This window comes from Lysobacter rhizosphaerae (assembly GCF_054779795.1).
In genome coordinates, this window is record NZ_BAAGXO010000007.1 from 686097 (window position 1) to 698566 (window position 12470).

Annotated in this window: 8 protein-coding genes; 2 read left to right on the top strand and 6 right to left on the bottom strand. The window is 67.8% G+C overall.

The genetic code is table 11. The annotated features are described in order from the left end of the window. Nucleotides 1–106: 106 nt before the first annotated feature. The 4 genes from ACYVGE_RS12125 to glk all read right to left on the bottom strand — a co-directional run bounded on the left by ACYVGE_RS12125 (nt 107) and on the right by glk (nt 7094). Nucleotides 107–739: a tetratricopeptide repeat protein gene (locus ACYVGE_RS12125; protein ID WP_460730213.1), complete on the bottom strand. Its 633-nt coding sequence runs from the start codon at nt 737–739 to the stop codon at nt 107–109. Between the two features lie 80 nt (nt 740–819). After that, complete coding sequence (locus ACYVGE_RS12130) at nt 820–3129, bottom strand: family 20 glycosylhydrolase (RefSeq protein WP_460730215.1); 2310 nt, start codon at nt 3127–3129, stop codon at nt 820–822. An 89-nt stretch (nt 3130–3218) separates the two neighbouring features. Then, nucleotides 3219–5981, bottom strand: coding sequence for a TonB-dependent receptor (locus ACYVGE_RS12135; protein WP_460730217.1), 2763 nt, complete (start codon nt 5979–5981; stop codon nt 3219–3221). A 78-nt stretch (nt 5982–6059) separates the two neighbouring features. Next, nucleotides 6060–7094 (bottom strand): glucokinase, encoded by a 1035-nt coding sequence (gene glk / locus ACYVGE_RS12140; protein WP_460730576.1) that lies wholly within the window; start codon nt 7092–7094, stop codon nt 6060–6062. Between the two features lie 366 nt (nt 7095–7460). Here glk and ACYVGE_RS12145 point away from each other — a divergent pair, with 366 nt between their 5' ends. Both ACYVGE_RS12145 and ACYVGE_RS12150 read left to right on the top strand, forming a co-directional pair. Further along, a complete protein-coding gene (locus ACYVGE_RS12145; protein ID WP_460730219.1) occupies nt 7461–8783 on the top strand; it encodes a sugar MFS transporter in 1323 nt (440 codons plus the stop codon). Between the two features lie 119 nt (nt 8784–8902). Next, on the top strand, nt 8903–9937 hold the full coding sequence (locus ACYVGE_RS12150; RefSeq protein ID WP_460730221.1) for a LacI family DNA-binding transcriptional regulator: 1035 nt from the start codon (nt 8903–8905) through the stop codon (nt 9935–9937). Nucleotides 9938–9964: 27 nt separating this feature from the next. Here the strand turns inward: ACYVGE_RS12150 and eda are convergent, their stop codons facing one another. Further along, entirely contained in the window at nt 9965–10591 is a 627-nt protein-coding gene (gene eda, locus ACYVGE_RS12155; protein ID WP_460730223.1) for a bifunctional 4-hydroxy-2-oxoglutarate aldolase/2-dehydro-3-deoxy-phosphogluconate aldolase, read from the bottom strand. A gap of 57 nt (nt 10592–10648) precedes the next feature. Then, entirely contained in the window at nt 10649–12469 is a 1821-nt protein-coding gene (edd, locus tag ACYVGE_RS12160) for a phosphogluconate dehydratase (protein WP_460730225.1), read from the bottom strand. Nucleotide 12470 lies beyond the last annotated feature (1 nt).

The window sequence follows — 12470 nt, forward strand, 5'->3', positions numbered from 1 at the left end:
GACCGCACTCTAGCGCCGGCACGGTGTTCCGTGCGACTGCCTGTCCCTGACCGGGAGAAACGCCAGCTCGCGTGGGCTGGCGCCGTCGTCCGCCCGCTTCAGCGCCTCAAGGCCACTGCGGCGGATTCGCGGCCCATGCCGCCTGCACCTCGGCCAGCGTGGCGTGCTCGCTGTCGCGCCAGTCGGGAAGCAGGCGGGTGAAGTTGGCCGGATCGCGCCACAGCTGGGGTTCGGTGCGGATGGCCGCGCCGTACCACTGCACCGCCTCGTCCTTGTGGCCCGCACTCCACAGGGCGAGGGCGAGGGTCGGCGGCACCCAGTTGGCGTTGCTGCGGCGCACGCTGAGCAGCTGCTGCCACTGCGCGAGCGCGCCGGCGGCGTCGCCGTTGCGGTACAGGTCCCAGCCGTAGTTCCACAGCAGCGGGCGCCACAGCGAATCGGTGGACGTGATGCGGGCCAGGGCGCGGCCGTACAGCTCCTTGCCCAGGTCGACCCGGCCTGCGTCCATGGCCAGGTGGGCGAGCTGGGCGTGTTCCGCCTTGGCGTGCGGATCGCGCTCGATCGCCTTGAGCAGCTTCTGCACCGCGGCATCGCCGGTGTCCTTGATGGCGAGGACCGGCCGGGTCGTGGCGGCATCGGCATCGAAATAGAACTCTGCCGGCTTGGGCAGCGACTGCGCGGATGCAGCGCCCGCGATGGCAAGGCCCGCGATAAGCGGGATAAAGAAACGAATACGCATGGAGGCCCCCTGATGCTGAGTCGATGTTACCCCCGCCGCCAACGCCCGGCACCCTGCCAAACGTTGGTGTCGACGGACGGTCAGGGCAGCAGCGCGACCTCGTCGATGGCCCACAGCGGGTCGGCCGAGCCGGAGGCGAACACGAAGCACAGGTCGTGCCGCCCGGTCATGGCCGCGAGCGGCGCGTCCAGCACGCTCAGGGCGTCCGAGGCCCGTGCCGGCGCCAGCGGCAGCGTGGCGACCACGCGGCCCGCGCAACCGTCGACGCGCACCTCGAGCGCGCCCCCGGGCTGGGAGGCGGGGCGGGTGACGACCTGCTTGACGTCGCGCCACAGCTGGAAATTGAAGGGCAGCTGCCCCACCCGGACCGACAGGCGGCGGACTCCGTCCAGGTCGGCCTGTTCGTAGATCCAGCATGGATCGAAGACGTCGGCCGTCATGAGCGCGCGCGGTCCATCGCGTGGGGCATCGTCTTCCATGCGCAGGGTCAGGCCGCCCTTGCACGACCGCAGCGATTGGCTGTCGCGCGCGCGCAGGCTGCGGATGTCGAGTCGCAACGCGCGCGGTGCGGCCAGCGCGCGATCACCGGCGAACGCGTTGGCGGTCAGCAGCTGCTCCGCGACCGGCAATTGCAGGGGGCCCGCATAGGCCGGTGACTGCGGCGTCGGCGGCGTGCCGTCGGTGGTGTAGCGGATCGTGCCGAAGCCGGTCTGGTTCGTCAGGACCACCGACGCCGCTCCGGACGGCGCGGGGGCGGGGGCGATGCGCACGGCGAACGCGCTGTCCGCCGCGTGGAAATCCGCCGCGAGCCAGCGCGCCCGCATCGGCGCGAGCCGCTGCAGGAAGCTGTCCCAGTCGCGGCGCGGGGCCGGGGTCCAGGTCACTTCCGCCAGCGCGGCCGCGCGCGGGAAGGCGGCGCGCTGCACGCGTTCGTTCGTGCGCAGGTGTTCGGTCCACAAGTTCGCCTGCGCACCCAGCACGTGGGCCTGCTGCGCCGCCGTCAGCTCACTGGGCACGGGTTCGAATGCGTACACGCTCTTGAGGTCGATCACCCCGAGGCGGCCCGGCGTCTCGTCGCCGAGGTCGCTCTGCACATGGTCGAAATACATGTCCGGCGACGGCGCCAACACCACGTCGTGCCCGGCGCGCGCTGCGTCGATCGCGCCTTGCGTGCCGCGCCAGGACATCACGGTGGCGTCCGCGGGTGGCCCGCCTTCGAGGATTTCGTCCCAGCCGACCATGTGCCGGCCGTGCGCCTGCAGGTACTGCCCGAGGCGACCCATGAACCAGCTCTGCAGCTGCTTTTCGTCCTTCAGGCCCAGTGCCCGCAACCGCGCCTGCACCGCCGGCGACTGCTCCCACTGGTCCTTCACCGATTCGTCGCCACCCAGGTGGATATAGCGCGACGGAAACAGCGTCATCACGTCATCGAGCACGTTCTGCAGGAAGCTGATCGTGCCGTCGTCGACATTGAACAACCACGTGTGCACGCCCCAGTCCGGCGACACCGGCGGCGCCTGGCCGGTCACGCCCAGCTGCGGATATGCGGCAATCGCCGCCTGCGCATGCGCGGGCAGGTCGATCTCGGGCACCACGGCGACGTGGCGCTGCGCCGCGTAGGCAACGACGTCGCGGATCTGCGCCTGCGTATAGAAGCCGCAGTACGGCCGCGGCGTGCCATCGGCATTACGCCCGGCGGCACCGGCGGGGATGCGGCAACCGCCGACCTCGGTCAGGCGCGGATAGCGCGGGATCTCGATGCGCCAGCCCTGGTCGTCGGCCAGGTGCCAGTGCAGCGTGTTGAGCTTGTGCAGCGCCATCTGGTCGATCAGCGCCTTGACCTCGTCGACGCTGCGGAAATGGCGGGCGACATCGAGCATCAATCCGCGCCAGACAAATCGCGGAGCGTCCTCGATGCGTTGTGCCGCAATGGTCGCGGCGCCCTGTGCGCCGTCGGCGGTGGCCAACTGCCACAGCGTCACCGCGCCGTAGAACAGGCCGGCCGATGCGCGGGCGCGGACTTCCGCGCCACGCGGCGTGATCTCCAGCGTGTATGCCTCGTCGCCCGGCAGCGGCGCCCGCGGGTCGAGCACCAGCGTCACGGCGTTGTCGCCACCACGCCGTGCCAGCGCGGGCACGAAGCCGCGGCTGTGGCCGATGCGGTCCGCCAGGTCATGGCCGACGCGCTCGGCTTCCCCGCCGCCGCGCGCCACGATCCGCGTGCGTGCATCGAACCGGAACACGCCTTCGCCCGGCACCACGCGCGCGGGCAACGGGATCACCGGCGTGAGTTGGGGTTCGGTTGATTCCGTCGCATTGGCGATGCCGGCAAACGCCATCGCAATTGCCATCGCCGCCAGCACCAGCACCATGCCCATGCGTACCTTCATGTCCTTTCCTCGCTACGTTGCCTAACAAAAGAACGGGCCCGGCAAGCCGGGCCCGTTGTCACGCACTTGCTTTGCTACAGCCCACCGACTCAATACTTGAAGTGGAAATTCAGGTAGTACTGACGGCCGTTCTCGTAGATCGAGCGCGGACGACTCCTGTTCTCGGCGTAATACTTGGTCTTCGGGTTGTTGAGGTTCATCGCGTCCAGGGTGAGGTTGAAGCTGTCGTTGATCTTCCAACCGAACGATGCCGACAAGCTGTCGATGTCGTCCTGGAAGAACGCCGAGTTGCGATCCAGGCCGCTGTAGAACCACGAGCGATAGTTGTAGTTCACGCGGGCGTTGAACATGTCGTTCTCGAACCACACGCCGACGTTGTACGTGTTCTCGGACTGACCCAGCATCGGTGTGCCGTCGTCGACGTCGGCCTCGGACCAGGTGTAGTTCGCAAACGCGCCGAAGTACTCGCCGATCGGGCCTTGCCAGGCCAGCTCGAAGCCGTTGACGCTGGCGCCGGTGCCGACCGGGACGGTCAGGTCGTACACGACCGGCACGAGCACCGGATTCAGTGGGTCGGTGACGTTGTCCTCGGTGAGGAACGTGCGCTGCACATTGCTCAGCGACACGTAGTCGTCGATGTCCATGCTGAACACGCCCACCGACACCAGCGCACGCTCGGCGTAGTACCACTCGAGGGTCGCATCGAGGTTGGTCGAGATGATCGGTGCCAGATCCGGGTTGCCGCCTTTGCCAGTACCCGTGCTGGGGAAGGACGCGGGTGCGTTCAACTGCACCGCACCACTAAGCGCCGAGAAGTCCGGGCGGGTCAGCGTCTGGCTGGCGGCCAGGCGCAGCACCACGTCGTCGGTCATGTCCCACTTCAGGTTGGCACTTGGCAGCCAGTCCTTGTACGTGTGCTTGGTGACGACGATGTGGTAGGGACCGAAGGCCGACGTCGTGATCACGTCCGGAGCGTTCGGGTCGGTGGGGTTCACATAGTTGGAGACCTCCTCCTCGGTGCGCACGTAGCGCATGCCCACGTTGGCCGTCCAGTGGTCACCGCCGAAGTTCAGCTGCCCGTAGGCCGCCTCGCTGCGTTCTTCCAGGCCGTACGCGCCGGTGTAGTCGAAGCGCGTGATCGGATTGCGGTTGGCGTAGACGTCGTTGAACTGGGCGAGCTGGCCCGTGCTGAAGAACCAGATGTTGCGCGGGAAGCTGCCGCCCAGGCCGTCGCCGAAATCGCTCGGATAGTTCTGGAAGCCCTGCGGCCAGGCGGCCGGATCGAACGGCGAGATCGCCGCGGCGAAGTTCGGGCCCTGGTTGGTGACCTGCGGCAGGTTGCGCTCATGCTTGGCGGCGCGGACGCCGAAGTCCAACGACTGCAGCACGCCGCCATCGGTGAAGTAGGTGCCATCGATCTGGCCCCAGTCCTCCTTGTCCTCGACGTCGATGTCCTGGACGCCGAAGATCCAGTCGAGGCGGTAGTCGGTGTTGGGCGTGCCGGGCGTGCCGGTGTTGGCGGTGCCCAGGTTCCAGTCAGCCGCGCCGACCCCGTTGAGTTGCCAACCGCCGCCGCTGTTGAGGCCCGTGTCCCACTCGGCGACGTCCTGGGTCGGCGTCTTGCCATGGCCTTCCGAGGTACCGGCCTGACCGCTGAAGCGCAGCTTCTCTGAGACGTCCCACTTGCCTTCGAGGCTGAAGGACTCGGTGCTGGACTTGGCGCCCGGGCGCGAGATCTGGTCGTAGACGCCGAACGCGTTGCTCGGACTTGCGCCCGGCGTCGGCGCGAACTCGGCGGACACCAGGGTGTTATTGTGAACCACGTAGCCCGGCAGCGGGACTTGGCCATTGGTGCCGTTGGTGCCGTTGATGATGCGCCGGCCCCACAGCATGTAGTTGCGGTTGTAGTTGTCCGCGTCCATGTCGGACTTGAAGTAGTTGGCTTCCAGTTCGATGGTGTCGGTCGGCTTCCACTGCGCACTGAACATGCCGCCGGTGCGCTTGCGCTCCTGCTCGAAGAAAGCCGAGCCGATCAGCACCGGGAAGAACACCCCCTCCAGGTCAGGATGCGCCTGGGCGGCGGCGGTGCCGGCGCCGATCTGCTCGTAGCCCAGCAGTTCCTGGCCGTCGCGGCGCAGGTGGCGCTTTTCGCTGAACAGCTGCAGCATCACACCGAGGGTGCCGTCGGTGTTCTTCCAGTTGCCCAATACCGAGATCTGCGGATCCCACTTGTCCGGCAGGTCGGCGTAGACCGTGCCGACCGAGCCGAAGATGCTGAAGCCGTCCTCGAAGTTGAGCGGATTGCGGGTGATGATGTCGACCGTGCCGGTGGCGCCGCCTTCGACCAGCTTGGCCTCGGACGATTTGTGCACCACCACCTTGTCGACCAGTTCGGAGGGCAGCAGCGAGTAGCTGACGCTGCGACCCACGGTGCCAGACTGGTTGAGCACGAACCAGTCGCCGCTGCCGATGTTGTGGCCGTCGATCAGGGTCTGGGTGAAGCTTGGGCTGGTGCCACGCATGGAGACGCGGTCGTTCTCGTCGAACGCGCCTTCGTTGGCGCTGGCGGCGCTGATGGTTACGCCCGGGACGCGCGCCAGCGAGTCGGCGACGTTCTTGTCCGGCATCTTGCCGATGTCTTCCGAGGTGATCACCTCGACGCGTGTGTCTTCACCGCGCTTGGTGTCCAGCGAGGCCTCGATGGCGCCGCGGATGCCTTTCACCACGACGGTGTCGAGATCGGTTGCGGTCTGCTTCGACGCCGCCGGCGCCTCCTGTGCACTGGCCGACCCGGCGACGACGCCGAGCGCGGCGACGATGCTGATCGACAGGATCTTTTTACGGAGCTGCATGGATATCCCCTCCCACGGTTTTATTGGTATTGGCCTGTGGATTCCGCCTCCCCCGGCAGAGCCTTCGACCGCTTCTTGTCACGCTGAGCTGTGGCCTGCGTCTTTGCTGCTGGGATCGGCGTCCTGCCGATGGTTCAGGTACTGCACAAACCAGTTCGCCGCGCCGATCACGCCGAGGCGTTCGTTCTCGATCAGCCGCACCGGTACCCGCTCGAGCACGGCGCGCATCGCGCCCTTGTCGACCAGGCGGGCATGGAAGTCGCTGCTGGCGAGGAAATCGAGGAGCTGGGGCACGATCCCGCCGGCGACGAATACCGCGCGGGCGCTCCCGATCACGGCCAAGTCGCCGATGACGCTGCCCAACAGGGCACAGAAGGCGAGTACGGCTTCGCGCGCGATGGCATCGCCGCGGCGCGCGGCCTCGGTGATCGCCGCGGGCGCCCGCAGGGCGGGATCGTGGCCATGGATCGCGCACAACGCGTCGTAGAGATTGACCAGGCCCGGCCCCGACACCAGCTGTTCGGTCGACACATGGCGGGTGCGCTGCTGCAGCCAGCGCAGGATCGCGATCTCGCGCTCGTTGCCGGGCGCGAAGGCGGTCATGCCCGCTTCGGTCGGGAGCACCACCGTGCCGCGCGGATCCGGGATGCAGATCGCGGCGCCCAGGCCCGTACCCGGGCCGATCACCAGGACCGGGCCGGGATCGGCGACGGTCACACCGGGCGTCAGCAGGCGCGACTCGGACGGATCCAGGCATTGCGCACCGTGCGCGGCGGCGGCGAAGTCGTTGATGACATGCAGCTCGCGCAGGCGAAGCTCGCGGCGCATCTCCGACAGCGATATACGCCAGGGCAGGTTCGAGTTGATGACCTCGTCGTCCAGCACCACGCCCGCGCTCGCGATCGCCATGCGATCGATGCCGGCGGCGACGGCGTGCTCGGCCACGAATTCGGCGAGGATGACGGTGAGACTGGGGTAATCGCTGCAGCTGTACTTGCGATACGCGAGTACTTCGATGGCACCGTCCGCGGTCGCCCGGACCACGCCGATGCGCGCATTGGTCCCGCCCACGTCGGCGGCGATGAATTGCTGGTCGGCAGACGAGGACGCCATCGGGCTCACGGCCTCACTCCGGCTGCCCGGCTCATCAGCTGGCGGCAGCCGTTCCCCGATTGTGGTCCTGCTGATTTCCACGGCATGCCTTTCCCTGACCCCCAAGCCTCAATCGCGGCCGAGATTGCGCCCGCGATGACAACGATGTCAACAATTGTTAGAAAAAAGTGATCGCCCGTGCTTTAAGCCCGGAAACTCCGGTGTTTTCGTGCTGCACAGCAGCAAGATTTATGCGGCCAACGCGGCGAGACTAGGCCGCAATTGCCGGGTCGGCTTGTCCACTGGTGACAACGTTGCTTGTCGCACAGGTCAAATCGATCCGGTCGCCGCGGGGCAGCCCGCATTCCTCGGGAGGGAAGTCCTGCAATGTCCACCTCATCACCCGGCACCGCCGGTGCATCGCGCAGCCGCTACGGCTCGATCGCGATCGTCGGCGCGCTGTTCTTCATCTTCGGCTTCGTCACCTGGCTCAACGGCCCGCTGATCTCCTTCGCCAAGCTCGCCTTCGACGTCAGCGACACCCTCGCGTTCCTGATCCCGAGCGCGTTCTACATCTCGTATTTCTTCCTGGCCCTGCCTTCGTCGTTGATCCTGCGCAGGACAGGCATGAAGAAAGGCATGGCGCTGGGCCTGTTCCTGATGGCGGTCGGCGCCCTGGTGTTCGGCCAGTACACGACGGCGCGCGTGTATCCGGGCGCCGTCGCCGGCATCTTCGTGATCGGCGCGGGCCTGGCGATCCTGCAGACGGCCTCCAACCCGTACATCAGCATCCTCGGTCCGATCGAGGGCGCGGCGCAGCGCATCGCGGTGATGGGCATCTGCAACAAGCTGGCCGGATGGGCGGCGCCATTCGTGATCGGCACGCTGGTGATGCATGGCATGGGCGACGTAGCCAGCCGCGTGGCGGGTGCGGCCGATGCCGCCACCAAGGAAGCCGTACTCAATGAGTTCGCCGCGCGCATCCACGATCCGTACATGCTGATGGCCGGCCTGCTGGCACTGCTCTCGGTCGGCATCCTGTTCTCGCCGTTGCCTGAAATCCGCGCGGAGGAAGTCAATACCGAGGGCGATGCCGGCAGCAAGACCAGCCTGTTCCAGTTCCCGCACGTGTGGCTGGGCGCGCTGTGCATCTTCGTCTACGTCGGCGTGGAGGTGATGGCCGGTGACGCGATCGGCACCTATGGCCAGGCGTTCGGGTTGCCGCTGGACGAGACGAAGTTCTTCACCGGCTTCACGCTGAGCGCCATGCTGGTCGGCTACGTGGTCGGCCTGGTCGTGATTCCGCGCTACATCTCGCAGGAGCGTTACCTGAGCCTGTCCGCCATCCTCGGCGTGCTGCTCGCCATCGGCGCCTTCCTGACCAAGGGCTATGCGTCGGTGTACTTCGTCGCCGCGCTCGGCTTCGCCAACGCGATGATGTGGCCGGCGATCTTTCCGCTGGCGATCCAGGGCCTGGGCCGCCTGACCGAGAAGGGCTCCGCGCTGCTGATCATGGGCATCGCCGGCGGCGCGGTGATCCCGCAGTTGTTCGTGCACCTCAAGCAGGTGCATGACTTCCAGCTGGTGTTCCTGTCGCTGATGGTGCCGTGCTACCTGTACATCCTGTATTTCGCGATGCGCGGCCACAACGTGGGACACGCACAGCACGCGCCGGTAGCGAGCGCGCGGGGTGCGGTGTCACAGAACTGAACTGACGCCATTCCACACGCCCCCGCACGTGTATCCACCACGGCGGGGGTTGGATAGGCTAGCCCTCCCGCCGCGTCGAGCGATGCCGCGGTCCGTCGGATGTAAACCGCGAGGCTTCGTTGCGCAGACCCACCATCAAGGACGTTGCCGAGCGCGCCCAGGTATCGCTCAAGACCGTTTCGCGCGTCATCAACGACGAGCCCAGCGTGCAGGCGCGCACGCGCGAACGCGTGCAGGAGGCGATCGCCGGACTCGGCTACCAGCCTGACCCATCTGCGCGCAGCCTGCGCAGCGCACAGTCGTATGCGATCGGCCTGATCTACGACAACCCGAATCCGTACTACGTGATCGCGATGCAGAACGGCGTGCTGGCGGTCTGCCGCGAAACCGGCTACGGCTTGCAGATCCACCCCTGCGACTCGTCGTCGCCCAAGCTCGCCAGCGAAATCATCCGCCTGGTGCAGCACGCGCGCCTGGCGGGCCTGGTGCTGGCGCCGCCGATGTCGGAACGGCAGGAACTGGTCGACGAACTGATTGCCGCCGGCATCCGCCTGGTGCGCGTCGTTTCGGCCGCGGCCGACCCGCAGGACGGCAGCGCGTGCATCTACGTCGATGACCGCGACGCCGCCTATGAAATCACCGAACACCTGATCCAGCTTGGCCACAGCCGCATCGGGTTCCTGTGGGGCGGCAAGTCGCACGGCTCCTCATGGGAACGCCACAAAGGCTACAAAGAAGCGCTGCATGACTACGGCATCGCGCTGGACGAGTCGCTGGTGGTCGAGGGCGATTACTCCTTCGACGACGGTTTCCGCGGAGCGCGCCGGCTGTTGGGTCTGCCCGACCCGCCGACTGCGATCTTCGGCAGCAACGACGAGATCGCCGCGGGTGTACTCGCCGCAGCCAAGTCCAGTGGCATGAACGTGCCCTATGACCTGTCTATCGCCGGCTTCGAGGACAGCCCGTTCTCCAAGCAGAGCTGGCCGGCCCTGACCACCGCGAAGCAGGCCACCGAGGAAATCGCCCAGCACGCCGCGCGGCGCCTGCTGCAGGAGATCCAGGACCGGCCGCGCAAGGCCCTGTCCAACGAAGGCTTCAGCCCGCAATTGATCGTGCGCGGATCGACAGCACCACCGCGGCCGAAGGCACGCTGACGCGCTTCCGACCGCGTTGCTCTTGTTTCAGGCGCGCAATTGCGCGGCCGCATGCGCCAGCCGTTCGATCGCCGCCCAGTCCCGGGCGGCAATGAGGCTGGGCGGCGTCAGCCAGGAGCCGCCAACGCAGGCGACGTTCGGAGCTGACAGGTACTCGCGCGCGTTGCCGGCACCAATGCCGCCGGTGGCGCAGAAACGCACGTCGGGCAATGGACCGTGCAGGGAGCGCAGCGCGGCAACGCCGCCCGCGGACGCGGCGGGGAAGAACTTCTGGTAGCGGAAGCCGTGCTCGGCCAGGAGCATGGCTTCACTGGCCGTGCCCGCGCCCGGCAACCACGGCAACGCGCTTTCCCGCGCCGCTGCGAGCAGGGTGGGCGTCGACCCCGGCGATACGGCGAAGCGGGCGCCGGCCTTTTCGGCAGCGGCCAGGTCCTGCGGCATGCGCACGGTGCCGACACCGACCATGGCGCCCTCGACTTCGCTGGCAATCGCACGTACCGCATCGAGCGCAGCGCGCGTGCGCAGGGTGATTTCAATCGCGGGTACTCCGCCCGCGACCAGGGCCCGCGCCAGTGCGACGGCGCTCCCGGCATCTTCGATCACGACCACGGGAATGACCGGTGCCGCGTGGAGCACGGATTCAAGGAATTCCATGTGTGTTTCCCAGATTTTGTCGGCGCGGTTTTGTCGGCACGGGTTCATCGGCACGGTTCATGCGCAATGGAAAATGCCGCCGCCGGCATCGGCCGCGTTTGCCCGATCGCGGAACAGGGCGAACAGTTCGCGCCCCATGCCCTGCTGGCTCGCGGACAGATCGGCGGACACCGCCTCGCGCGTTCGCCACTCGCGGTCATCGACGCGAACGTCGAGCGTGCCGGCGTCCGCATCCAGGCGCAGCACATCGCCGTCGCGCAGCTTCGCGATCGCGCCGCCACTGGCCGCTTCGGGACTGACATGGATCGCCGCCGGTACCTGGCCCGACGCCCCCGACATGCGGCCGTCGGTCACCAGCGCCACGCGATGGCCTTTCTTCTGCAGCACCGACAGCAGCGGCGTGAGCGCGTGCAGTTCCGGCATGCCGTTGGCGCGCGGCCCCTGGAAGCGCACCACGACGACGACATCGCGGTCGAGTTCGCCGTTGTCGAACGCACGCTGCACTTCGTCCTGCCGCGCGAACACGCGACACGGCGCCTCGATGACGAAGCGGTCTTCGGGGACCGCCGAGACCTTGATCGCGGCGGTCCCCAGCGGCCCGCGCAGCACGCGCAGGCCACCGTCGCCGCGGAACGGCGCGGCGACCGGGCGCAGGACGGAGAGGTCTTCGCTGCGCCCGGTCGCCGGCACGTATTGCAAAGTGTTGCTTGCATCGCTGCTGGCCTCGACGCGATAGCGCGACAGGCCACGACCCGCGACGGTTTCGACGTCTTCGTGCAGCAGGCCGGCATCGAGCAGCTCGCCGATCACGAATGCGATGCCACCGGCGGCGTGGAAGTGGTTCACGTCGGCGCTGCCGTTGGGATACACGCGCGCCAGCAGGGGCACCGCGTGCGACAGCGCCTCGATGTCGTCCAGGCGCAGCTCGATCCCGGCAGCCGCGGCAATGGCGATCAGGTGCAGCAGGTGATTGGTCGATCCGCCGGTCGCATGCAGGCCGACGACGCCATTGACGATCGCGCGTTCGTCGATCAGGCGGCCAACCGGACGATAGTCATCGCCGAGAGCGGTGATCGCCGCCGCGCGGCGCGCGGCCTCCGCGGTGAGCGCATCGCGCAATCGCGATTCCGGCGCGACGAAACTGGCACCCGGCAGGTGCAGGCCCAGCAGCTCCATCAGCATCTGGTTGGAATTGGCGGTGCCGTAGAAGGTGCAGGTGCCGGGACCGTGGTAACTCCGCGCCTCGGCATCGAGCAGCTCTTCGCGCGTCGCCTTGCCTTCCGCATGACGCTGGCGCACGCGCGACTTCTCGTCGTTGGGCAGGCCCGAGGACATCGGTCCGGCCGGCACGAACACCGCCGGCAGGTGGCCGAAACTCAAGGCGCCGATCAGCAGGCCCGGCACGATCTTGTCGCACACGCCCAGGTACAGCGCGGCGTCGAACATGTCGTGCGACAGCGCGATCGCGGTCGACAACGCGATCACCTCGCGCGAGAACAGCGACAGCTCCATGCCCTCGCGCCCCTGCGTCACGCCGTCGCACATCGCCGGCACGCCGCCGGCCACTTGCGCAGTCGCGCCGACGCCGCGCGCTGCGTTGCGGATCAGGAAAGGAAAGCGCTCGAACGGCTGGTGCGCGGACAGCATGTCGTTGTAGGCGCTGACGATGCCAAGGTTCGGCGCGATGCCCGTGCGCAGCGCGGCCTTGTCGTCGGGCGCGCAGGCGGCGAAGCCGTGCGCCAGGTTGCCGCAGGAAAGCTCGCGCCGATGCGGTCCGGTGCCGGCGGCGGCCTCGATCCGCGCCAGGTAGGCGGTGCGCCGTTCGCGGCTGCGTTCGACGATGCGCGCGGTGACCTCGGCAACCACCGGAAGCACCATG